This is a genomic window from Massilia sp. NP310 (assembly GCF_019443485.1).
Taxonomy (GTDB): Bacteria; Pseudomonadota; Gammaproteobacteria; order Burkholderiales; family Burkholderiaceae_D; genus Telluria; species Telluria timonae.
Window position 1 is genome coordinate 3,929,138 of the sequence record NZ_CP080379.1, and the last position, 23,972, is coordinate 3,953,109.

General features: G+C 57.2%; 19 protein-coding genes and 1 pseudogene. 14 read left to right on the plus strand and 6 right to left on the minus strand.

Annotation, left to right across the window (positions count from 1 at the left end):
* Window position 1: 1 nt before the first annotated feature.
* From KY496_RS17275 to KY496_RS17295, 5 genes are all read left to right on the plus strand, one after another.
* Window positions 2-859 (plus strand): prepilin-type N-terminal cleavage/methylation domain-containing protein, encoded by an 858-nt coding sequence (locus tag KY496_RS17275; RefSeq protein WP_051205024.1) that lies wholly within the window; start codon window positions 2-4, stop codon window positions 857-859.
* Window positions 856-1,344, plus strand: coding sequence for an MSHA biogenesis protein MshP (locus KY496_RS17280; protein ID WP_219861710.1), 489 nt, complete (start codon window positions 856-858; stop codon window positions 1,342-1,344). Before KY496_RS17275 ends, KY496_RS17280 begins: the two co-directional genes overlap by 4 nt.
* 98 nt (window positions 1,345-1,442) lie before the next feature.
* Window positions 1,443-2,177 (plus strand): SDR family oxidoreductase, encoded by a 735-nt coding sequence (locus KY496_RS17285; RefSeq protein WP_005664545.1) that lies wholly within the window; start codon window positions 1,443-1,445, stop codon window positions 2,175-2,177.
* A gap of 91 nt (window positions 2,178-2,268) precedes the next feature.
* Window positions 2,269-3,192 (plus strand): AraC family transcriptional regulator, encoded by a 924-nt coding sequence (locus KY496_RS17290; RefSeq protein WP_219861712.1) that lies wholly within the window; start codon window positions 2,269-2,271, stop codon window positions 3,190-3,192.
* Window positions 3,193-3,351: 159 nt separating this feature from the next.
* Window positions 3,352-3,987, plus strand: a complete 636-nt coding sequence (locus KY496_RS17295; RefSeq protein ID WP_005664543.1) for an HAD hydrolase-like protein — start codon at window positions 3,352-3,354, stop codon at window positions 3,985-3,987.
* Window positions 3,988-4,001: 14 nt separating this feature from the next.
* Here the strand turns inward: KY496_RS17295 and KY496_RS17300 are convergent, their stop codons facing one another.
* Together KY496_RS17300 and KY496_RS17305 are read right to left on the minus strand one after the other, a co-directional pair.
* Window positions 4,002-4,193, minus strand: coding sequence for a hypothetical protein (locus tag KY496_RS17300; protein WP_005664542.1), 192 nt, complete (start codon window positions 4,191-4,193; stop codon window positions 4,002-4,004).
* 31 nt (window positions 4,194-4,224) lie between these two features.
* Window positions 4,225-5,220 (minus strand): annotated as a pseudogene (locus tag KY496_RS17305) (RtcB family protein); the annotation flags it as partial.
* Window positions 5,221-5,826: 606 nt separating this feature from the next.
* Between KY496_RS17305 and KY496_RS17310 the strand changes: the two are divergent.
* On the plus strand, window positions 5,827-6,543 hold the full coding sequence (locus KY496_RS17310; RefSeq protein ID WP_219861714.1) for a hypothetical protein: 717 nt from the start codon (window positions 5,827-5,829) through the stop codon (window positions 6,541-6,543).
* A gap of 393 nt (window positions 6,544-6,936) precedes the next feature.
* On the opposite strand, the gene KY496_RS17315 is transcribed toward KY496_RS17310, so the two are convergent.
* Window positions 6,937-7,875, minus strand: a complete 939-nt coding sequence (locus KY496_RS17315; RefSeq protein WP_219861580.1) for an IS5 family transposase — start codon at window positions 7,873-7,875, stop codon at window positions 6,937-6,939.
* Between the two features lie 555 nt (window positions 7,876-8,430).
* On the opposite strand from KY496_RS17315, the gene KY496_RS17320 reads away from it, so the two are divergent.
* The 8 genes from KY496_RS17320 to KY496_RS17355 all read left to right on the plus strand — a co-directional run bounded on the left by KY496_RS17320 (window position 8,431) and on the right by KY496_RS17355 (window position 18,831).
* Entirely contained in the window at window positions 8,431-9,897 is a 1,467-nt protein-coding gene (locus KY496_RS17320; protein WP_219861716.1) for a glycosyltransferase, read from the plus strand.
* The gene (locus KY496_RS17325; RefSeq protein ID WP_051997066.1) at window positions 9,869-11,602 is read left to right on the plus strand and encodes a glycosyltransferase family 39 protein; all 1,734 of its coding nucleotides are present in this window, start codon (window positions 9,869-9,871) and stop codon (window positions 11,600-11,602) included. Before KY496_RS17320 ends, KY496_RS17325 begins: the two co-directional genes overlap by 29 nt.
* 804 nt (window positions 11,603-12,406) lie before the next feature.
* Window positions 12,407-12,739, plus strand: a complete 333-nt coding sequence (locus KY496_RS17330) for a hypothetical protein (RefSeq protein ID WP_219861718.1) — start codon at window positions 12,407-12,409, stop codon at window positions 12,737-12,739.
* A complete protein-coding gene (locus KY496_RS17335) occupies window positions 12,736-13,326 on the plus strand; it encodes a hypothetical protein (RefSeq protein ID WP_219861720.1) in 591 nt (196 codons plus the stop codon). The genes KY496_RS17330 and KY496_RS17335 overlap by 4 nt, the downstream gene beginning before the upstream one ends.
* Window positions 13,327-13,437: 111 nt before the next feature.
* Entirely contained in the window at window positions 13,438-13,782 is a 345-nt protein-coding gene (locus tag KY496_RS17340; protein WP_219861722.1) for a hypothetical protein, read from the plus strand.
* A 1,551-nt stretch (window positions 13,783-15,333) separates the two neighbouring features.
* On the plus strand, window positions 15,334-15,792 hold the full coding sequence (locus KY496_RS17345) for a phospholipase D-like domain-containing protein (RefSeq protein WP_219861723.1): 459 nt from the start codon (window positions 15,334-15,336) through the stop codon (window positions 15,790-15,792).
* A 484-nt stretch (window positions 15,793-16,276) separates the two neighbouring features.
* The gene (locus KY496_RS17350) at window positions 16,277-17,971 is read left to right on the plus strand and encodes a hypothetical protein (RefSeq protein WP_219861725.1); all 1,695 of its coding nucleotides are present in this window, start codon (window positions 16,277-16,279) and stop codon (window positions 17,969-17,971) included.
* A gap of 269 nt (window positions 17,972-18,240) precedes the next feature.
* Window positions 18,241-18,831 (plus strand): hypothetical protein, encoded by a 591-nt coding sequence (locus tag KY496_RS17355; protein WP_219861727.1) that lies wholly within the window; start codon window positions 18,241-18,243, stop codon window positions 18,829-18,831.
* Between the two features lie 383 nt (window positions 18,832-19,214).
* On the opposite strand, the gene KY496_RS17360 is transcribed toward KY496_RS17355, so the two are convergent.
* From KY496_RS17360 to KY496_RS17370, 3 genes are read right to left on the minus strand one after another with little or no spacing between them, the layout of a single operon-like run.
* Window positions 19,215-21,644: an AAA family ATPase gene (locus KY496_RS17360; RefSeq protein ID WP_219861728.1), complete on the minus strand. Its 2,430-nt coding sequence runs from the start codon at window positions 21,642-21,644 to the stop codon at window positions 19,215-19,217.
* On the minus strand, window positions 21,641-22,216 hold the full coding sequence (locus KY496_RS17365; RefSeq protein ID WP_219861730.1) for a hypothetical protein: 576 nt from the start codon (window positions 22,214-22,216) through the stop codon (window positions 21,641-21,643). The genes KY496_RS17360 and KY496_RS17365 overlap by 4 nt, the downstream gene beginning before the upstream one ends.
* The gene (locus KY496_RS17370; protein ID WP_219861732.1) at window positions 22,213-23,928 is read right to left on the minus strand and encodes an SIR2 family protein; all 1,716 of its coding nucleotides are present in this window, start codon (window positions 23,926-23,928) and stop codon (window positions 22,213-22,215) included. The genes KY496_RS17365 and KY496_RS17370 overlap by 4 nt, the downstream gene beginning before the upstream one ends.
* Window positions 23,929-23,972: the final 44 nt, after the last annotated feature.

Genomic DNA, 23,972 nt, shown 5'->3' on the forward strand with positions numbered 1-23,972 from the left:
CATGAAGCGCCCCCTCGCGCGCGGCTTCACGCTGGTCGAGCTGATCGTCGTCATCGTCCTGATCGGCATCATCGGCGGCGTGCTCGTCCTGCAGCTGCTGCCGGCGATCCGCAGCTACCTGCTGGTCGGGCAACGCGCGGCGCTGACCAACCAGGCCGACACGGCCCTGCGCAAGATCGTCGGCGAAGTGCGCAGCGCGGTGCCCAATTCGCTGCGGCTCGGATCGTCAACGTGCATGGAACTGGTGCCGACCAAAGACGGCGGCCGCTACCGCATGGGTCCCCACATCGAAGGCAACACTGTGGCCGGCGACTTCCTCGACGATACCGAAACCAGGGACCGCTTCGACGTGCTGACCGACTACGTCAATGCGCCCGTGCCGGGCGATGCCATCGTGATCGGCAACCAGAACACGAGCGACGTTTATGACCAGGTGAACGTCGGCATCGTCAATGCATCGGGCGCTCCCACCAACGCCGCCACCGGGGTGTCCAGCATCACCCTCGACGCCCCCATCCGGGTCCCGCCGGGCTATGACGGCGGACGTTTCGTCATCGTGCCGAAGGACGAAAAAGTCGTCACCTACCTGTGCCTCGGCGCGGAGCTGGCCGGAGGCACCGGCGCGGGCAAGCTGTACCGCCTCGCCGACGCAAGCTTCCACTTCAACGAAACCTGCCCGGCAGCGGCGCCGGCCGGCGCCGCGCTGGTGGCGGACAAGGTATCGCATTGCGCCTTCATCTATTCTCCCAACCAGGGCGCGACCCAGGAAAGCGGCTTCATCCAGCTGCAGCTGACCCTGAGCGACAAGGGCGAGTCGGTCCCGCTCACCATCGGCGCCCACGTGGACAACGTGCCATGAGCCAAGCGCGCCCCCAATCCGGCTTCGCCTATATCGCGGCGATCGTGTTCCTGGTGGTGGTCGCCGGGATCGCGGTGGCCCTGCTGCAGCTGACCAATACCCAGCAGGCCACCGTCAACCAGTCCCTGCTCGGCGCCCGCGCCGGCCTGGCGGCGCGCGCCGGCATCGAATGGGTCTACCAGGGCCTCGGCAGCCGTTGCACGCAAACGGGCGCCGCCACGGACCTCGGCGATTTCGTCGACGACAGCGGTTTCCGGGTCACGGTCACCTGCTCCTACCGCGTCTTCCGCGAAGGCCAACACCCCGGCGCCAACGGCGAGCCGGAAGCGACCGTCAAGCACATCTACACGATCCAGTCGGTCGCCTGCAACCGCAATGGCCCCGGCGCTTGCCCGGACGACGGCAGCGTCCCACGGCCGGACTACGTGGAACGCAAACGGGTCGCCACCGTCTGCATGACTGCCAATAATAATCCCTGCTACTAAATATTATCCGCAACGAAACAATGATGGTGGTTTCGCAGGAATGATCTTTTTCCGATAGCAGCGCATCATGGAGTCCTCAACCAACCCGAGGAGCATCCATGACCCCATCCAAAGTTGCCATCGTCACCGGCGCCTCGCGCGGCATCGGCGCCGCCGTCGCCCGCCGCCTGGCCGAAGACGGCTACCGCGTCGCCATCAACTACGCCAGCAATACCCAGGAAGCCGAGAAAACCGTCGCCGCCCTGCGCGCCGCCGGCCATACGGCCATCGCGATCCAGGCCGACGTCGCCCAGCCCGACCAGGTGCGCGCCTTGTTCGACACCACCGAGCGCGAGCTGGGCAAGGTCGACGTCCTGGTCAACAATGCCGGCATCCTCAAGACGGTGCCGCTGGCCGATACCAGCGACGAACTGTTCGCGCGCACCTTCGCCATCAATGTGCAGGGCAGCTTCAACACCATGCGCGAAGCGGCCACGCGCCTGAACGACGACGGCAGCATCGTCAACTTTTCCACCAGCGTGGTCGGCCTCAAGCCGCCCGGCTACGCGATCTACGGCGCCACCAAGGCCGCCGTCGAGACGATGAGCCAGATCTTCGCCAAGGAGCTGCGCGGCCGCCGTATCCGCGTCAACGTGGTGGCGCCGGGCCCGGTGGCGACCGAGCTGTTCTTCGACGGCAAGACGCCCGAGCAGATCGCCCATTTCGCCGGGTTGCCGCCGCTGGAGCGCCTGGGCGAGCCGGAGGATATCGCCCGTGTCGTGTCCTTCCTGGCCGGCCCTGAGGCCGGCTGGGTCAACGGCCAGGTGTTGCGCGCCAACGGCGGCGTGGTGTAGCCGGAGGATTGGGCAATCCTTGCGGAGCATTTCACGCGCGTTATAGGGTGTAATAGGCGCATGAACCGCCACCGCCACGAGGAGAACGACGATGCAAGCGATCCGTGAACTCGCCGACCTGATTGCCCGCCATGCGCCCATCGAAGGCATGCACCAGAGCCCCGTTTCCGGCATGTGGCTGATCCGCAGCGACCGCACCACCGAACCGCTGCACGTGGTGCATGCGCCGGCGGTCTGCATCATCGCGCAAGGCGCCAAGCTGGTGTCGCTGGCCGGCAACGATTTCCATTACGACCCGGCCAAGTTCCTGGTGGTGTCGGTCGACCTGCCGGTGACCGGCTGCGTCACCCAGGCCAGCAAGGAAGAACCCTATCTGTGCCTGCGGGTCGACCTCGATCCCCAGGTGCTGGCCGCGCTCGACCTCGAACTGCCGGGGCGCCCCATGCCACGCGCACGCGGCGCGGCGTCGGCGCGCGGCCTGTTCCTGAGCGAGACCACGCCTGGCCTGGCCGACGTCGCGGCGCGCCTGGTGCGCCTGCTCGAGGCGCCGCAAGACATTCCGGTGCTGGCCCCGCTGCTGTTGAAGGAGCTGCACTATCGCCTGCTCACCGGCGAACACGCCGACGTGGTGCGCCACATCGCGCGCGGCGAAGGCCGCATGGCCCAGGTCACGCGCGCGATCTGCTGGATCAAGGACAACTTCAACCGCCCGCTGAGCGTCGAGCGCCTGGCCGGCGACGTGGGCATGAGTTCGTCGACCCTGCACGAACACTTCAAGTCGGTGACGTCGATGAGCCCCCTCCAATACCAGAAGCAGCTGCGCCTGCAGGAAGCGCGGCGCCTGATGCTCACCGGCGCCAAGGACGCGGCGCGCGCCGGCCATGCGGTCGGCTACGAGAGCAGCTCGCAGTTCTCGCGCGAGTACGCGCGCTTCTTCGGCCTGTCGCCGGGGCGCGACTCGACGCGGCTGCGCCAGTCACTCGATGGCGCCAGCCTGCTGCAGGCGATGCGCTAGGCGGCCACCGGCGCGCCGCGGACCCGCTCCAGGATGCGCTGCGCACTGAGCTCCTGGATCAGCAGCGCGCGGCGCCCGCGGGCGATTGGAAACCAGGCGTCACCCCATGGCCGCCGTCTCCTATAATCGCGCCATGACCACTCCTTCCCGGCTCCCCGCATGAGCTACCGCCTGGCGATCTTCGACTTCGACGGCACGCTGGCCGATTCCTGGCCCTTCTTTTTGAGCGTGTTCAACGATATCGCCGACCAGCACGGCTTCCGGCGGGTCGACGCCGAGCAGGCCGAGCGGCTGCGCCACTACGGGCCGCGCGACGTGATGCGCCACGTCGGCATGCCGGCCTGGAAGCTGCCGTTCGCCTCGCGCTCCTTCATCGACCGCATGCGCGCCGTCACCGGCGCCGGCCGCATCCCGCTGTTCGACGGCATCGGCCCGATCCTACGCGAGCTCGACCGCGCCGGCGTGCGGCTGGCGGTGGTGTCCTCGAATGCCGAGGAGAACGTGCGCGCCGTGCTCGGGCCCGAGCTGGCGGCCCTGATGCGGCAGTACGAATGCGGCATGTCGATCTTCGGCAAGGCCGCGCGCATCCGCAAGGTGGTGCGGCTGGCGAGCACGCCACCGTCGCAGGCGCTGTACGTGGGCGACCAGACCACGGACGCCGACGCCGCGCGCCGCGCCGGCATCGGCTTCGGCGCGGTCAGCTGGGGCTATGCGCCGATCGAGACGCTGCGCCGGGTGGCGCCGGAGCGCGAGTTCGGCGCGCCGGCCGACCTGCTGTCGCTGGCGCGGCGCTAGTATCCCCGGCAGATTCAGCTGCCGAAGTCGGCGTTGCGCTCGAGCGCCTTGCGTACCGCCGTGACCAGGCCGGCATAGCTGCCGGCGCGGCACAGGTTGTCGGGCGGCGTCGATGGCGCCGGATTGCGCTGCGGATCGTGCACCTCGGAGGGTGGCGCAACCGGCGCGTTGCCGCGACGGGCAGTCAGGCTCTGGTCTTCAGTCATGGACAGGCTCGCTTGGTGGAAGATGGGGCGCTCATCCCTTCACGCACACCACCTGCTTGAGGGTGTGGACCACGTCGACCAGCTCGCGCTGGGCGTGCATGACGGCGTCGATGTCCTTGTAGGCCATCGGAATTTCATCGATCACGCCTTCGTCCTTGCGGCATTCGACCCCGCGCGTGGCGCGCTCCTGGTCGGCCACCGTGAAGCGGCGCTTGGCTTCGGTGCGGCTCATCACGCGACCCGCGCCATGGCTGCAGCTATTGAAGCTTTCTGGATTACCCTTGCCGCGCACGATGAAACTGCGCGCGCCCATCGAACCGGGGATGATGCCCAGCTCGCCTTCGCGCGCCGACACCGCGCCCTTGCGCGTGATCAGGACGTCCTTGCCGAAGTGGCGCTCGCGCTGCACATAGTTATGGTGGCAATTGACTGCTTCCACATGCGTCTCGAAAGGCTTCCTGATCACGCTGCGTACGGCGTGGATCAGGTTCTGCATCATGACTTCGCGGTTGATGCGCGCGAACTTCTGGGCCCAGCCGACCGCCTCGACGTAGTCATCGTAGTGCTGGGTGCCTTCTTCGAGGTAGGCCAGGTCCTGGTCCGGCAGGTTGACCATGTGGCGCCGCATGTCCTGCCGCGCCAGCTCGATGAAATGGGTGCCGATCGCATTGCCCACGCCGCGCGAGCCGGAATGCAGCATCAGCCAGACGAAGTTTTCCTCGTCCAGGCAAACCTCGACGAAATGGTTGCCGCTGCCCAGGGTGCCCAGGTGCTTGTAGTGGTTCGCATGCCGCAGCTTCGGATACTTGCGGCAGATCTCGTCGAACTCGTTCCTGAGCCTGGCCCAGCCGGCATCGACGGTCGGCGGCGGATTGTTCCAGGAACCGACGTCGCGGCCCCTGGCGTGCCGTGTCTTGGGCGACATGCCATGCGGCACCGCCTGCTCGATAGCGCTGCGCAGCCTGCCCAGGTTGTCGGGCAAGTCGTCGGCGCGCAGGGTGGTCTTGGCGGCCATCATGCCGCAGCCGCTCTTACGACATGGTAACTGTTACCACGACACTGTCTATAGAGAGGAAGGCGAGTGGATACAGGTAACAGATACGCCCTCCAGAACTTGGCGGCAGGGGTAACAGATCAGGCAAGGAAATCAGACTTGGTCCGCCACTTTGGTCCAAAAAACGCCTAACAGAACCTCTTACTTGCTCGGATAGCAACAACCTCTTGGACTAGCTGACGTTTGCCATCGGCCGAATACGGCCATTCGTTATATAACAATTTCCTTATTCAGCGAACACTCTTTCAGTATTGATTTACAATTGCAAAATTTATGCTTGCCATCTTTAAAAGACTTTGGCTTTGCTGTTGATATTTCTCCTCCATATATTGATGCGTGCCTCCTATTTGCCAATAAGGTTGCTTTGACCCTTAATACTCCTTTAATTAAATCCCATTGCAATTATGCAACGCTGCCCAAATAAATCTTCATTGCATGAAGAAAAAACTGGAACACTCACCAAATGAAACGACACCGAGTTTTCTCTTTTGATTTTGACACTCGCGCTCTTCTCCTCGACCGCTTGGGGAGAATTGGTCAGAAGAATCAAAACGCCACCATGAGCAGACCCAAGCCAGAGTGATTGATGGCCTTCGCCACCAATATGGCGAGAAAAATCTTGAAATTAAGTTGCAGAATTTTTCAGATCTCAAATCTAAACCGTTCTCCGTTGCTGCCTTTCACAACAAATTTCTGCAACAAATTCGAGATGCTTTTGTTATCGGGAGCTATTATCCTGCGCTGACTGCCGCATGCTCTCTCGGAGAAAGAATTCTTAACCATTTATTGCTGTTGCTTCGCGATTATCACAAGGATTCTACGGAATATAAGAAAATCTATCGCAAAGATTCATTCGACTACTGGCCGACGGCGATCGATACACTCGAATCGTGGGCTGAGATACTACCTGAGACCGCCGAGCTTTTTAGGAGTTTGAGTCAAAAAAGAAATAAGGCAATACATTTTAATCCTGACACCGACCACAACGATCGGCAGTTAGCATTAGAAGCAATCCATTTGCTACAGGAGATTGTGAGTGTACAGTTTTCGGCATATAGCAACCGCCCATGGTATTTTCATGTTCCTGGCGAAATTTACATTCGAAAGGAATGGGAAGACAAGCCTCTGATCAAAAGAGTATTTATTCCCAGTTCAGTTCTTGTTGGGCCAATGCATCAGATGATAAGCATCTCTCCTCATTTAGTGATTAACGATCGATTCCAGTATGAGGATGAGCTAATCTCAGACGAGAAGTTCATTGAACTACGGACGTCCGCAACGAGTGAGCACAAATAAAGCGGCTTGGAATAATAAAATAAAACAATAAGAGCGCCTAATAAAAACCCTTGCCTGTCCTGACGGCAACACCGTACACTGAGCTATTCTGAACGTCTGCCTTCGGCCAAAAGCGGACTACTCTCGCATAGATCTTGTTAAGACGGAGAGGAAACTCACTTGATGCACGTTTAAACTATGTTCCGAAATCGGCTACAGCGCTGATCTATCAAGGCATCTGGATGTGCCGACAGTTTCGTTACCCTTATTCAACTAGCCTGCGTGACTTTGGCCCAGTGCGGAGCATGCTGCGATAGTGAGTTAACAGATTCTTAACGCTGCATTGTTTATAGTTCAGCTCGGCTTTGTTGCATAAATCAGCAGAGTTCGTAATTCCCCAAACCCCAGGCGGAATTACGGCATGCTCACCGCCATAGTCGTAGGCGTGCCCAACCGGGTGAACCGATTGAGAATGGCGGCACGGACCTGTAGTTCCGCGACCTGACGGTCGAAATCACGTGCCATAACGCGTTCACTGAGCAGCTTGAAACAACGCATCTTGGTCTCGACAAGGCTGCGCCGGTGATAGCCGCTCCACTTCTTCCAGATTTTCCTGCCCAGTAGACGCGTGGCCGCCAGGATGGCGTTGCGGGCTGTGGCGCCTGGACGCCGATCCTTCCATGGCTTGGCGTTCTTACGAGTTGGAATAACCGCTTGTGCCCCACGTTGCGCGATCGCTTCATGACAGTCTTTGGTGTCGTAGGCACCATCACCGCTGACGCTTGCGACGGTCTCGCTGGCGGGAATTTGGTCGAGCAGGTATGGCAGCATCTGCGCATCGCCTGTGGCGTTGTCGGTCACTTCAATGGCCCGGATTTCCAGCGTGGCCGCATCAATGCCAAGGTGGACCTTACGCCACTGACGACGATAGTCGGCCCCATGTTTTTTGGTCTTCCACTCGCCTTCGCCCAGCATCTTAATGCCCGTGCTGTCGACTAGGAGGTGCAATCCGGTTACAGTCGGCTGCGCTCCGATCGTTACCGGTAGATATTTCTGGCGCCGGCTAACGGTGCTGAAGTCAGGCACCTGCCAGTCCAGGCCAGCGAGCTTGAGCAGGCTTTGCGCCATGCCCATCGCCTGGCGCAGGGCCAGATTGAACAAGCCCTTGATGGTCAGGCAGAACTGGATTGCCGCCTCGCTGTACTTCGGTCGCCGGCCCCGCTTGCCGCTGGCACTGCCGTGCCAGCGCATGTCCTTGTCCAGCCAGATGAGCAGCGAGCCGCGCGCCTTCAGCGCCGTGTTGTAGTCTTTCCAGTTGGTCGTTCGGTACTTTGGTTTTGCTGGGGCAGTCATGTCGTCAGTTTACCCCGCACCCACGCTAGACCGCTGAACGGGGCCTATTTGTGCAACAAAGCCGTTCAGCTCTGGTGCGCCTGTAAAGAACCATGGACGCCCTGATTGCCAAGCGCTGTGCGTGCTGGTCGTCGCCTATGCACTTAGTCGCATCCATTTAATCCCGGACTTCATCCCCGGTATTGAGCTACCTCGACGATGTAATCTGCTACCGTGCCTGATATGGGTAGCTGTCAGACTTATTCCCTCATATGTCCTTGCTGAGTGCAGGGGGACGGGTCAATGAGTAGACGGCAAAGCAAAGACGCACGCCAAAAAGCAACTATGGCATTGCTTAAGTCGTACTGGCATGGATCCTAGTGTCCTGGGCGATCTGGGTCTACCTGATATCGCCTTTCTACTAAGGGCGGCAGGCCAGAAAATACAAATCTTTGGATCGTTAAGAATTATTGAGTTGGCGTTTACCAACCTACTCGTCAGCAACTGCATGGTGGCCCCTGCAGGAAGTAGCGCACAAGATGTATACCTGTGATTTCTTTAAGACGATTGAACAACATGGATGACGAAAAGAAGGGTAAGCAAGCATTCCTAGTCTCGGTGCTGATTCCGGCGAAAGACGAGGCCGATAATATAGGGCATCTGGTCAACGAGATTCATCGCGCCCTCGCTGGCCATCATTCTCACGAGGTAGTGCTGGTCGACGATGGCAGCGACGACGATACTAGCGCTGTGTTCCTGCAGCAATGCCAGCAGTTGGGCATGCCGGGGCGACTCATCCGCCATGCTCGCAGTGCCGGACAGAGCACCGCTCTCTGGACCGCTGCGCGCCACGCTAGCGGGCGTTTTCTCGTCACGATAGACGGCGACGGTCAGAATGACCCCGCCGACATTCCGGCACTAGTGGCGCAGGGGCTGACGATGGAAGATAAGCACCCACATTTCTGCATTGCGGGCTTCCGCAAGAATCGGCGCGACACGCGTTGGAAAAAAATCCAGTCACGCATCGCTAATGCCGTGCGCCGCAGCATACTCGACGATGGCGTACCCGATACCGGCTGCGGTCTCAAGCTACTGCCGCGCGAAACCTGGCTTTGCTTGCCGTACTTTGACCACATGCATCGCTTCGTGCCGGCACTGGTCAAGCGCCTTGGCGGCGTGATCACAGTCGTTCCGGTGCACCATCGACACCGTACCGCCGGCGTATCGAAATACACCGCCTGGAATCGGCTATGGGTGGGGCATCGTCGACATGTGGGGGGTCAGCTGGCTAATCCGGCGCAGCAAGCTGCCGCTGATCGAGCGCATGGAAGTGCAGCATTGAAAACTGAATTGAGGCTGCTCTTCAAGCCGCTGCTGCTGACCTGCCTGCTCGCGCTAGGCTTTGCCTCCCTCCATTTCCAATGGTGGGGATCATTCACTGAGCTGGACCTGCTGAACCGGTTGTTCGAACGACATTGGGCGATTGCCTGGCCCGTTTTCGTGCTTACCGGCGTGCTATATACCGCGCTCGGCGGCCCGCGCCAACTGCTCGCATTCAGTTGCGGTTACCTGATGGGTGGCTTGACAGGGGCTTTGCTGAGCACTGCGCTGACCGGACTTGGCGCCCTGTTGGTGATCTATTACGTGCGCAATATCGGCAGGGATTGGCTGCTTCGGCGGCATGGCGAACGCGTCGCCTTCATCCGCCTACTGCTCGGCGAGAATACCTGGCTGTGGATCTGCACACTGCGTCTAATGCCGGTCGGCAGCAATTTGGCGACGAATATCGCGGTTGCCCTGGCTGGACTGAGCATACCGGCGGTTTTCTGGGGCAGCCTCCTGGGCTATCTGCCGCAAATGCTGCTGTTCAGCTTTGCCGGCGCGGGCCTAGCCTTGCATGACGAGCAGCAGATCTGGATCAGCCTTTTGATGCTGGTGCTGTCCACGGCGATGGTGCTCTATCTCTACCATCATGGCTTCAAGCAGAGGCTACAGGACATCCGAGGACAAACGCATGCAACTCCCGCACAATCCGAGCGCTAGGCAAGACGCACACTGGTGGCCGTGGATCGCTGCCCTCTTGATCGCTGCCCTGTTCGCCGGCATCGGGTTGCGGGACCCCTGGCCTGCCGACGAGCCGCGCTTTGCCCAAGTCGCACGAGAAATGGTGGAATCGGGCCAGTGGCTATTCCCAACTCGCGGCGGCGAGTTCTATCCGGACAAGCCGCCAGTCTTCATGTGGCTGATCGCCCTTTTCTACCAGCTCACCGGACAACTGAAGATCGCTTTCCTGCTGCCCAGTGCGCTGGCGGGCTTGGGCACGCTGTGGCTGGTATTCGACCTAGGTCGCCGCTTGTGGGGAGAGAACGTCGCCCGTTCGGCAGTGCTTGTCCTCGCGTTCACGCCGCAGTTCCTGCTGCAGGCCAAGGCCGCACAAATCGATGCGGTGGCCTGCTTCTGGATCACACTCGGCTGCTACGGGCTGGTCCGCCACTTCCTGCTCGGTCCAGCCTGGGGCTGGTATGCCGCCAGCTGGGTGGCGATGGCACTGGGCATCGTGACCAAGGGCGTCGGTTTTCTTCCCGCGCTGATGCTGATACCGCTGGCGATCTGGCGCCGCCCCGTCACCGCATCCGGGCAGCAGGTCTGGTGCATGCGCACGTGGTGGGGACCAACCCTGATGCTGGGCACGCTGGCGCTATGGCTGGTGCCGATGTGGGTGGCGGTCGAACGCATCCAAAGTCCGGAGCTATTGGCCTATCGCGACAACATTCTGCTCAGGCAAACCGCTGAACGCTATGCCAATGCATGGCATCACATAAAGCCATGGCACTACTACCTGTCGACTGCACTGCCCAGCATGTGGTTTCCGCTGGTCGTGCTGTTCCTGCTGCAGATCCGCAGCATCAGGAAGCTGTGGCCGTCCAGCGTGGCACTGCGCGTACTGCTGAGTTGGGTTGCGCTAGTGTTGCTCTTCTTTTCCATCAGTCCTGGCAAGCGCGAGGTCTACATCCTGCCGGCGCTACCAATGTCTGCCCTGGCACTCGCCTACGTCTGGGAACAAGCGCCGGAGAAAGGGCGCCGCACCGCGTCTCTTCTGTTACGGGGAGCGCTCGCGGTGGTTGGCCTGCTGCTGATGTTGCTGGCAGCGATGGCGCTGTTTGCTCCGGATCGCCTGCATCACCGAGCGGACGACTACGCCGACGCCATCGCCGCTCTGGCTCCAGGTCTGCTGATACTGGGATTGGCGCTGTCCAGCATCGTCTGGCTGTTGCGCAAACGCGCCTTGTTCGAACAGCTCGCCCTAGCCAGCTTGCTGACCTGGCTGTTCATTTCTTTCTGGCTGTGGCCCTCCCTCAACACACACCGGACGCCGCGCGCAGTCATGCAAGAACTCGAACAGAGCCTTGCACCTGAAGCGGAAGTCGGCATGCTCGAGTTCAAGGAACAGTTCCTGTTGTTTGCAAGCCGACCCCTGGTCCATTTCAGCTACCTGGCACCGCTACCCCAGCAGGAATGGAATGCCTGGCGCTGGATTCGCTCAGCTCCGAATCGCGTGCTGCTGCTCCCCGATAATCTAGCGCTACAGTGCTTCGATCTGACGAAGAAACGCGTTCTTGGCGAAGCCCATCGCCGCAACTGGGTCTTGCTCGATGCCTCGGCCGCACGTGAAAGCTGCGGCAGGGCTGTTGACCGCGTACCCTACCGCTACGTACCCGTGAAGAAAGACATCCTATTATCAAACTAGTCAGAACTGCGAGCACTACGCACTCGTAACCGACGCTGCCAGCTTCATCGGCGTCCATTTGACGTGGTTGTATCGACAGCTATTTGCTTGTATTTGACTTTGTAAGTAGATCGTACGTTACGATCACCTTGTTCACTGTCGCTGTATCAAATGTCTGCTTCGGGTCGGTAGCAGACACACAGCTACACTAACGTGGACTTATCAAAACTGCCGCGATACCAGTCAACTTGCGTAACCTTCAACTGTGAACTAGGCAAGTTCTTCCATCCATACATCCGTGCAGATCTGTGAGAATCTACCTCACTTTATCAATATAGAATCGACAGGCGAACGGCACGCTACGATGCCGCCTGGGAAACTAGATGAAGATGAAAATAAGTGTGCTAGCAGCGATCCTGTGTGTATTTACGGGATCAGCTACTGCGCAAGTTAGCGTAAGCGGTTACACGAAGAAAGACGGAACCTACGTTGCCCCACATTACCGGTCGGGTCCAAACGATACCCGTAATGACAACTACAGTACTCGGGGGAATATCAACCCTTACACAGGCAAGGAAGGGACAAAAGCCCCAGAGCCCGACCCGCACAGCTATTCCCGCCCGTCGACGCTCCCCCGAGCTCAGCCGACACCCAATCCCTACACGCGATCGAGCTCGACGACTAACCCTTGGGAGCATAAGACGCCTGCTGAGCCAACTCGCCGGTATTGATGAGGCTTATCGCCGACGCCTGCACACTAGTGTGTCCGCCGACACATGAGACTTGAGCTCGATTGCGCCTGCGGGCGCGCAAGGAAAAGAACAGATGTGGAAGTTGACTGTAACCTTGGGCTTGGGGCTTGCCCTGATAACGCCGGCAATGGCCGACGAGCTTTCCGACGTGAACCAGCAGGTCATCCTATGCCTGTACAAAGCCTCGCTGCAATTGGACGATAGGGTCTCCGACGTTGCCTCGATTGCACCGGCCGTCGCTGGCTCCTGCAGACAGGAATCCGCGCGCTTCTACCAACTCGTCCGAAACCGAGTTCCTGGCCCGGTGGACGAAAACGAAATTGCTGCATATCGGCGCAACCACGAGCTGGACCAGGCACGCCAAGTGCTGCTGATGAAGCGGGCGGATGACCGGAAACAGAAATGAGGTATGCGTACACACTGGTTCTGTGTGGCTTGTTACTGACGGGCGGAAGCGCACAGGCGCAGGACTGCTTCGAAACCACGATCGTCGGACCGTCGCCCTTCATGGGCAACCACGGCGAGGTGTTCAAGACCGCCGAGGGAGGTCTGTACGAGGTTTCGGGTTCCTACGAGTATCTATACGCCTACGGCCCTAAGGCCGCGATCTGCCCCGGTGCGGGGAAAATGGTGGCCGCTGGTAAAACAATCCACATATTCGCGCTCCAGCCCCGCCCCAAGGTAGGCTCTAAGAGCGCCAAGCGCCGCCAAGCTGAGCCAGCAAGCTATGCGACAAGCAACGCACCGATTCATGTTTTGTTGCGCACACGCGGCTGCAGCTACTTTATTGCCGACGGTCCCCAAGGTTTGTATTTGCTTGAATGGTATGGCGGATACGACCCCGTCGCGCACGATGGGATCCTTGGGGAACTCAGTGGCTATGGTTTCAAGGATGTTCTGTACAGCAACGGCCAGAGCGGACACGTATACATCGACGATTACATGTTGGGCAAAAGCCGGGCGCTCGAGAAGTTCAACGAGAAGTGCGGATAGCTGGGCGCCGCGACGGGTTGCGTAGAAGGCGACTGGCGTCACTTTGACAACAGCGGCAGCACCAGTCCTTATCACAACGCCTTGAACAGATCACATCCCCTAAGGAAATCAATGAAACGTCTCTTGTTCGCTTCTATCTATGCCCTGGTCTTAACCCCTCTTTGTCATGCAGCCGATTCGAAAGCAGCCGAGAACAAAAAGGCTTGGGACAACCTGTGCACCTCTTACGCGTCACTGGGCAAGCAAGTAATGTTGAATCGCCAGCAAGGCGTTTCGATGATTAAACAGATGCAGACAGCCGAGGCTATGGACTCCCCGGAACTTCGTCAGGGCATGAAGGCGCTGGTTCAAGATGCGTACAAAACGTCTCGCATGGAGGCCCCTTCAAATCAGCGCAAGGCTGCACAGGATTTCGAGGACCAGCTCTACGGCGCATGTCTGAACATGAAGAAGTAGCGATTCGGCATCGTTAGAGGATGTAAAGACCTCCCGACAAGATGGCGCTAGCTGCGAGTTCTACCCATCGATTACTGAGGGCGTAAACCTAACTTGGCATCCGTCCGCAACCTGGTCGCTGCTGGAACAAGAAGAACATGAAACGCCCGGCGCGAGAACGACTATCCCATGCTGGATTTCTGGACAAATTCGCTTGGGCGGTTCCAAAGCGCAGAACTATGATTGCGCTCGATCCGCACGGCGGGCCGACCCTGACCGAGGGGTAGAGTGCAGCAAAATAACTTTGGTTAGATTAGAGAAGGCGACACTATGTGGAAGTGCAGAGGCTGTAAAGAGACTATCGACGAGGAGTTCGACGCTTGTTGGCAATGCGGGACCGAACGTGGGAAGACAACTGCGAGTTCACACCATATCTTGCCAACTGAACCGTTGTTGTCGAATGGATTGCCACGGTCCCAAGTCCTCGCCAATGCAAGCGGATCCCGAGAGAGTGAAATTGTTCAGGCATTGACTCGTCGTTACCGAGATGCATACAGGTCGGCGCACTGGTTGATACAACTAGGTGGACTGATCAAAATTGCCGCAATTGTCTTAATTGTCGCCATTAGTGCGCTTTCAATGGTAGCTTCAGACGTCTTGTCGTTTGCCGGCCCTGTCGGCGTAATAGTTGGCATTCTTATGTTCGTGCCCATCTATATCTTAGGGGTTTTGACATCGGGACAAGGGCAAACGAATTTGGCGACTCTCGACACGGCGGTTAATACCTCTCGACATTTGAGCAAAGACGATGTCGCCGCACTTCTCTTTGATTAGCAGCAAAAGCTAAACACTATTGGATTTTTACTTATAGTCATCACTACGGCAATAGGTGGTGATGTCTGCTTTGGGTCGATTCCAACCGTTCACAGATTCACCGTAGTGTTGAAGGAGCGCTTCAAAAGCGGTGGTAGAGAATGGGAATATTTGACTAGACTCATCCTGTTGCATTATGGTAACTACTTACTTGCGCTATAAGGGCCGGTAACGGCAATGAAGAGGTTGGCACTGCCTGTCGATAACATTTGACTCGAAGCTTGAAACAAATACTTGAGGGTTTATGACAATAGAACGTCCTGGAAAAGCAACACGCTGTGTTGGATGCGGCAAGACCGGCGCCGAAAAAACCGGCTCCAACAATTGGAAGATGTGTGACAAATGTCTTACAACGTACTGCACGTCTTGCTATCAAAAAATCAAAAAATCCTCGTCTGCTTGTACTGATCATTCGCCTTGGGGACGCTGGCTAACAGCACATGGGACTTTCTCTACAATGACATTCAAATAGTATAACTAACTAACACAAACTGTCGATAAACCTTTCTTACGATGAGCATAATAGGAGTTTTCGGCTAGCGCGCATATTGCCGTATGCGTTCGTCCGTTTCGGGTTGGCTTCTGCCTTAGACTAGGCGGCAGAAGGCGACTAAGAGCAATCGTTCGTATATCGCACTCTTATGTCGCAAATATGAGCTTCTAAAAAACTTAATTGGTCAATGAAAGTTGTGCACGCTTATGCTCCTCCAAACGAATTCTGGCAAACGAAAACACGTTCACCTGTTGTCTGAGCTAATCAAGAAATCGGAGGTGTCGATCCTGTGTTCCGGGTGGATCAAACTTCCTGGGCTAAAGGACTTGCTGCCGTCGATTGACGCAGCGCTCGCCAATGGTGCCGCCATCACGGTTTATTCCAACCTGACGGAAACCCTAGAAGGTGTAGCGCCAGCGCTGGCCTCCCGCACAGGGCTGACGCACCGCATGGTTGCCCCCCCCAGTCGTGCGTTGCATACCAAAATCTACTATTTCGAAAGCGGCGATAAATACACGGCTGTGATCGGCTCAGCGAATATTACGAAGGGGGGCTTGAGCACTAATGAGGAACTGTCTGTGACGATGCATGGGACACGCGGCGACAGTTTTTTCCTCGAGTTGCAACAGTACCTCGCCATTCTCGCAGCGATGAAGTTTGCCTGAAACATGACAGAGATCACCGCGAGTCTGCACGCGTGCCGTTGCCTGCGACTTCTAAAGAAGGATGATTGTCTGCTTTGGGTCGGATCCGGTTCTTCGTGACAGTCCGCGATTTTTCGCTCTCGGCAACCTGCTATGTTGGGCTCAACGGCCGGGTTCGGCCAAGAGCGGACGTACGATCCGCAGAAGTCGACGGGCGCATCCATGACATTGTGCGTCCTCAGCCGAGACAACTTCGAGCCCCCTAGCACAACCATCAAGGCAAGGCGCGGGATTAATGACAGGACACCTGTACCGCGAGACGTTACAACGCAGAAATGCAGTTTATCCAAGTGCACTTAATCGCACTGAATACCAATTTACCCGGTGGGGCTCGTTGTAGGTACGAAATCCTCACAGGCTGCTGCTTAAGTCCACCGTAGTTATAGGGTGTTTGCGTAACGGCATTTTTGATAAACACAGAGCCTAGAGTTAAATTGAGGATTACATGCGTACCGCCGCCTCCATAATTGACCAGTACATCAAGGTTTGGCTAGAAAAAATTTTGCTCGATTGTAAAGGGGAAGAACATAAGGCCCTTATGGAGCTTATACGATCGACCGATCTTCATGCCATGTTACTTCAAATCGGGAATATTTTAGGGCCGGATCCATATGGCATACCTCGCGGTTACAGCAATATCATCCAAAAAGGCATTTCAATGCTTTTGAACGCTTTCCTTTCAAAAATTGATCCAAAAATAGATAAATCAAGCTTGGGCGATATACAACCTGCTGAAGCTGTAGCTTGGGCCGATGAAGTTCTTCGTCAAGCTGGAGAGTTATCGCACATAAGGCATCTAGCGTATCTCGAACGGCAAAACGTAGTAAGTTGCAAAATTGAATCGGATAAGGCAATCACTATTATCATAGAGCAAAGCAATCTGGAATCGCTCGAAAGAGAAGACGAGTATGCCGTTCTAGATGCGATACGAGAACAGCAAAAACAGCAACGGGATCAGGTTGAGAAAGAAATTTCGGAGTGGCTGAAGCGGCCGATAGATGAATATGCTGTCGCTGATCACCACGGCATCCGAGAAATAAGATTTAATGAACCACTCTTCCGAATTTTCGAGAGACAGGCACAACTGCAGATCAATGAATATGCTGAGTCAGATCTCTTCCCAGACGAAGTTGTAATCGGCGCAAGAACATTCGGGGATTGGAAGAAGATTGCTGCGACATTAACGGCCCTGTCATATCTGCATCAGTTCTATGCTATAAAGATTTGGAGAGACCTTCCAGAGCCAATGCAACATCTGGGAACACTTCGACACCTCTTGCCAGCCATCCATCTTGATGATGAGCTGAGCGAAAAGTGGAATCAGGCGCTTGAACTATCGGGGATTGACAAGCAGAAAAATATTGAGTCAGCGTTTATCTTAACCTTGGAAGATGCAAAAGATTACGCTGCGAAGAACGACCATCCATCCCCGTTAGGAATTCGCATTGCCTCCCTAATAGTGACTCCACAATTTGGCTATTTAGGCAACTCATTTTCTTTCTTAGCAAATAACTTAGAAAAGCTCTACCCTGCAAGCTGGGAGGCTGGAAAAGATAGACGAGAAGCAGGCTTCCAAGCGGAATTAAGTACGCTATTTTCAAGCGCTAACTACACAACGGGATACACGAATATAAAAATAAGAGGAATTGATGGGCGAACCTCAACAGATATTGATTCGGTACTATACGAGCATTCCGAAAACTGCGTGTATTTGGTTCAGCTGAAATGGCCTTCCCCCTATACAACCCCTAATCAAAGAAGCAGTCGAATAAAGAATCTTCAGGATGCAAACGACTGGATCGGAAAGGTGTCCGAATGGCAGGCGCGAACTATCAACCGCGACATCTTACAGCTATTTGGCCTGCATAAGATTCAATGTGACATTGAAAACCTCAAAGTGAGGCTAATCGTCTTAAGCCGTATTTGGACACGATTCGGTGGCGAAGTAAATCAGGATTCACGAGCTGCATGGATATCTTGGTCGAGATTGCGATACCTGTGCCTAGAAAATCACAGAAGGGAAGATCCGTTAAACGTTTCCTGGACTGTAGCAGTTCAAGGCGATAATTGCCCGTTCACTCCGCAAGGGCACACTCGGACGCTCAACTTTGAAAGTCTTAAGGTCAGCATCTGCACTTAAGGTCGAAGTCGTCTCAAGTTAGTCGCTTACCCCGGGGCTCTGATAAGGCGGTGCTAATCTAACGACGATTTGACTTTGAGAAACTTCATCGCGAAGGTCCGCTTTGGGTCGAAAGCAGACGCCACAACAGGTCTGCTTTCGGCCAATAGCGGGACGTTCAAGAGCCCATCGTTGCGCGTGTATCTTTGCATTGCTTATCCCATTCTTTGGAGTCATCCTTCGGCGGCCTGACATCGAATCATGATTAATCCCAAAACGGAAAGATAATTTTGAACGCATCTGAACACATCGTCGACGCCTATTTTCGCCTGGTTCTTGGCTGCTTTACGTTGGGCGATAAGAAGGTCGTCAAGGGCAACAACCGGCAGCTGGACCTTCTCGCCTACCACCTGAAAACGCGCGAGGCGTTCCACATTGAAGTGGCGGTTACTCATCAGATGAACTGGTGCGTGAGGTTGGAAGAGCTTGGTCCCCACTTTGACAAGAAATTCTTCGGCCTGCCTGATGAGCGCAAGGGCGCTGCGAACGGCACAACGGACTTCGAAAAAGGGAAGGTGTATTGGGAGCAAATCAATGCCACCTACGAGGATGTTGGATTCGAGCCAGACCAGGTGAAGCGGGTTTGGGTCTGCTGGATCATAAAAGGCGCTGATGGGGCTGCCCCTATCGAGACGCAATTCTACTCCAAGCACCTGAACCGCACGTTCCCAATTCAGATCCTGAGCCTTCGGGACTTCGTCCTGCCACGCCTGCAGGACAAGATCGGCACAGCGAACTACGACGATGAGTTGCTTCGGGTGCTCGGGTTCGTGAAGCAGCGCGAGTTGCAGACAGCTATGGTGCCGAGACGCAGAGCTTAGGGTCTCTCGGCGGAACGCTGTCCCGGCGGGGCGCTGGCTCAGCTGGGTACTGTCGCCAGCGCCTGCATGAGACGCATTCCTTCTGACGTAAGGAAGATCAAATCAGTCTCTAGTATCTTACGGCATTGAGACGCTGTATTTCGAACAGGTCCGATGCCCTGACTTAACCGCAAGATCACCCGAGTCACCGTCATCCGACACGCGACACGGCCGCCTGGCCGTGGACGAACGGTGTCGCGACATTCGAAGTCTTGATCAGGGCGGTCCGTTGAAGATGCGTAGGAGAGCTGCTGGCAAAATATTCGATCTGCACGTCGGAGCCGAGTTTTGAGCGGTTGCTCAATGCGCATGCTGAACTCTCAGCACATGTGGCGTTGAAAATTCTACGCTGCAATCGCAAGATCCTGCTTCCACTCTCTGACTGTAGTATTTGCCACCGACTCGCCATTGGGCGCGCGCCCTAGCTCTACTGTAATCAGTCGGTCGCCATCGAACGCTGGGCTGAGTTCTAGGCACAGGTAGTCGAAGAGCGGCTTCTCGTGTACAGCGATGATGACCTGGCGGCCATGCTGCTTCGAGAGTGTTCGCAGCAAAGCAGCGAACTGCGAAATGTGAACCTCGTCCATGCTTTGCACTGGGTCGTCGATGATCAGCCATGGCAGCTGCGGCTTCATGGACAGATGAAGTGCGAAGAACAGCGTCAGCGCGGCCGTGTTGAGATTCCCGGCACTGAGCATGGCCCTTGGATTTCCACCTTTGCTGCCATCTCGGTAGAGGGTCTCCAACTTTGCTTCGACTCCACCTTTTGTCGCCTGAGGCAAAGCAAAGGCGGGGATAAAAGGCTCGTCCGGTGCCAGGCGGACGAAGAGGTCTCGCCATGCCGCATTCAATGAATCATTAAACACCTGGCCCATAACGCGGGAACGCTCGACCTGAGCGAGCTTGAGAAGCTCGCGCGCCTGTTCGATAGTGCGTTCCCCCGCTTCCTTCGCAGCTTGTAGGCGTCGATAAGTAGTTTTCCGCTCCAACTGCCGCGCCTTGATAGTTTCAATGTTTTGCTGCTTCAGCAGAAGTTCCCTCAGCGCCGCTTGGCCATCACGGCGTGCCAGCTCTTTGGCCGTCAGCCGCTCCAACCGAGCAGTCACCTCAGTCAAGAACCGCTGCAGCGCTGCTTGCAAAGACTCGCTGTCACCGATGGGGTCGACCGAGAGCACTGTGGCGTACCGACCAGCAGTGTCTCGAATAGCTGTTGATTGCTGATCGACAGCGCGAATTGATGCCAGAGCTTGCGCGGCGTTAGCAGCTTGCCCGAACAGGGTTTCGCCAGCCATAGCCTCCCCTTCCAGGGACGCCAACTCCTGCAACGCCTGCTCAAGGATTGCAAGCCTTTGCCCGTACTCCGTTATCGCTTCGGCCGTCTGGACTTGCGCCTGAGCGACACCAATCTCTCTATCTCGAGCCGCGATCTCGCTCCCAGTGTTCGCCCGCTCTTTCGACAACGCTGAGAGCAGCCCAGCCGACTGAGTTAGGGACGCGATTCGAGCCGTGAGATGTCCCAGCAGCGGCGAAGACGAAACCTCACGGAAGTCCCGACTACAGACGGGACATTCTTCGGTATGCATATGCGGCACCAGGGCGGAAAGCGTCTGCGCAAGATGGCCAGCCTCGCGCGAATGCTGCACGATCTGTTTGTCGATCTCTTCCAGCCGCGTGGCGAGGCCTTGCCGGTCAGTCTGAAGCGTCGAAACCTGCTGTTGCGCTGTTTGATCCTTAGCTTGAACCTGCCGGCATCGCGCCACCTCATTGGAAACTGCCCGATGGGCATAGACACGAGCGTACTCAGGACGGTTCTGAATAGGGGACGGCAGATCAGAGAAGTAGCCACCGAGATTTTCGAACAGCTCCGTCATGCGCTGGCCGCTTGTGTCCAGCCAACTGCGTAGTGCCGCGTCTGCGGCGACGGCGGCCGTTTCGATGGTAGAGCGCCGGTCGGCTGCCATGGCGGATATTTCCTTCTGGCTCTGCGAGATCGTGTCGTTGAGCTCTCGCCGGAGCTGAGTCAAACGTTGTTGCTCTGGCTCCTGTGACTGCTCCTTCAACAGGTCAAGCATCGCCTGCGCCGAGAGAGTGGCAACTTCTGGCCAATGTGGTGTTAGTCGCTCCTGTGCCGACTGTGTGAGCTGCATTGCCTGCCCCTCGGCGGAGGTGAGCTCTTTGGCCAGACGGCTCAATTCGTCATCCAAACTCGGGAGTTGCTCACGCATGTCCCAGAAGCTCACGGCATGACCACGAAGCCGGCGAACATCGCCGGCGTCGTGCAGGCCGTCAATGAGGGCATCCAGTGCATCCAGCCCGAGCAGCTCCTTGACGAATCGCGTCAGTTCCGTGCCATTCGTTGATTTATGCTCGTAGAACTCCAGCAGCCTCGTCATTGTGGATTGCGCGAGGTAGCAGCGCTCAGAGAAGTGCTTTGTCAGGACGGAATTGAGCGCCGCCTTTCCGGTGAACTCGCTGCCATGGATATCGAATTTTCCTGCTGAAAACTCGACGCCAAGCCCGTGAACGCCGATCGACACCGATGCCGTCTTGGACACCGCCTCCTTATGGACCAGATGATTCCGAAGCTGCGGGTCCAGCCGAGATAACGATGCCAAGTGGCCGGTGAGGCCAAGTTCCATCGCCGTCAATAAACTGGTTTTGCCAGCGCCATTGCGGCCATGGATCAGCACGACAGGGCTGTCCATAGGGATCGTGACGGTCCCACGAAGACTGCGAAAGTCGGTGGCTATGAGGGACGTGATGCGCGGTGTCATATGGTCTTCTCCTGGGCCTGGATGGCAGCGGCGTCGATGATTGAGTAAAGTTCCTTGCTGACGGCGCCCTCACCAAGAGATGCAACATCGATCAGTCTCTTGATGGTCTCGTCGAGGCTTTGTGCGGCGACGTGGATGCGGGCCAAGGAGTTACCCGCCACGGACTCAGGCTTAGGCAACGATAGGGGCAACAGCACAGCGAGCCAGTTCTTGAGGACTTGGTCGCCGTCGGCCCCCATGATGGTTCCGGTAGGGAGGACTCGGCAGACCCGTCCCAAAGTTTCCAGGGCGGAAGCGCTGGGACGGGGGCCGGTCACCACTAGGGTAAGTGACCGTGTAGAGGATGCGATGTCCAACGCGCGCGCCACGCCGTCGACCTTACGTGTCAGCTGCGTCTCGCTCTCGCTTGCGATGTCGGCAACTACGATCAGTTCGGCCGAACTATTCGCCTTTACGAACGCGGCTGGAAACTGGAACTTCAGCTCGCCGACCCGGAGTCCGTTGGCGATTCGCTGGTACCCAGCATCCTCGAGCGCTGCCGCAACCCGGCCCACCGGTGTTGAATCAGTCATAGCGCGAGCTCCTGTCTAAATGCTTCATACAGATCATCAGCGGTAGCGTAGGTTTGCAGCAGCGTTGATATGCTTACCTCGCGTGCTTTCGGGAGTCCAGTCCGTCCGGTGGCCCCCCTTGGAGATCGGGACATTGGCACTGCAAGCTTCTGCGACTGAATCAAGATGGGGTTTTCTGTCTCCACTAGGTGGCCCTCGCTGTGAAGAAGCGCCGCGCCGGACGCGCTGGCTGTTAGGTACACCTTGGTGCGGGCAGCTGCTGGACCTTTTCCTGTGACCGCCAGCAAGCCTGATGTCCTGTCAAGAGACTCGGCTTCCACCACCCAGTGGTTGCGGCTCAAACCCATCCCCACCAGGCCGAGTGCTACAGCGGCCTCGCGCAATCCGAGGGCCCCCAATGCGGGGTTGCCAGTGAGGGCTGCCACGACGTCATTTGAGATCGGCTCAAATTTGACATTCGGGTATTCGATTTGGCCGTCTCGCAGCAGCTTGCAGGCGCGGCCGAATCGATTAAGGAGCGCCTCAATAAAGTCGAGCTCCGGCTTCGCCATATCTGCCAAGTGATTGCGAAGCGAAACGATGCCGATGCACAGGTGTTGACGCTCCGCAAGCGAAAGCGTACCTGGAGCGAGACAAATCAAAGCCTGCAGCTTTCTCGACCACACATCCAGCAGCAGCGCGGTGAGCAACCGCTTTGCGTATGCCTGGATTCGCCCCGCCTCAAAGACCGACGTCAGGTTCACGGGGGTAATCTGGCCACGGTATACGTTCTTTAGGAGTGATCGTTGGTCCATGCCCAGCTCTTGCTCCGAGAACACGTAGCTCGGTGGAGGATCGCCAAGCTGCCACGTCAATTCGTTGGCCGCCTTGTTGAAGATACCCTGAATATTGGCGTCCTGGGCTGAGAGGCCCAGCATAAGTGTGCGCTTGCTCCCGACGATGTGCGTCAATGCTGTCACAAGCCCTTGATTGTCCGCTTGGGTGCAAAAGGAGGCGACCCGATCGTTTGAAGCCACCAACCATTGGCGGTACTGGCCCGGGTCATCTTGAGCCTTGACAGCACAGCCATGGAACTTAATGAGGCGGGTCTTATTGCGGGGCAGTTGAAGATCGGCGGGACGTGCGACAACCGTCGGGCTGAGCGCGGCATTACCGTCTGTAAGTGTTTCCACTGCCCTTTCGATCAGTGGATCCCAGTTGGCAGAGAGCATTTCAGGGATTGCACCCTCCAGACTCAATGCCGCCAGGCACAGATGCTCCACGTCGGGCGTCATGGCGGTATCGGCGAACGTTGCGCAGACGTCGATGACGGTCCACAACAGATAGTCCATGTCCTCGCCATCAACCGTGAGGCCAAGCAGCTTAGAATAGTTGTTGACCAAGCGCCGAGCTATAGCATCCTGATCCGGCCAGCTGGCAAAGGGCACATCGAACTTCGAGCGTGATAGTTCGTCCGCTGACGCGCTCGCCAAGCTGAGAATCTCTTGCAGCGTGCGGATGAACTTGCAGTTCGGATCCGTGTGATTAACTTGCGAGCGTACGAACTCGACAACTTTGCCGACGAGGATGCGTAGACTTGGCGCGCGGCCGAATGAAATCCCGGACCCCAACCAGAATGCGTAGAGCCCGTTCGACACACCATCTGCAAAGGGCTCGAACGGGCCATCAAGCAGCTTCAGCGTGTCACGCACGCTGATGTCAAATGCGGCCATGGGTGGCCTCTCCTGTCCTTATTATCATCTCATTATATAGCGCT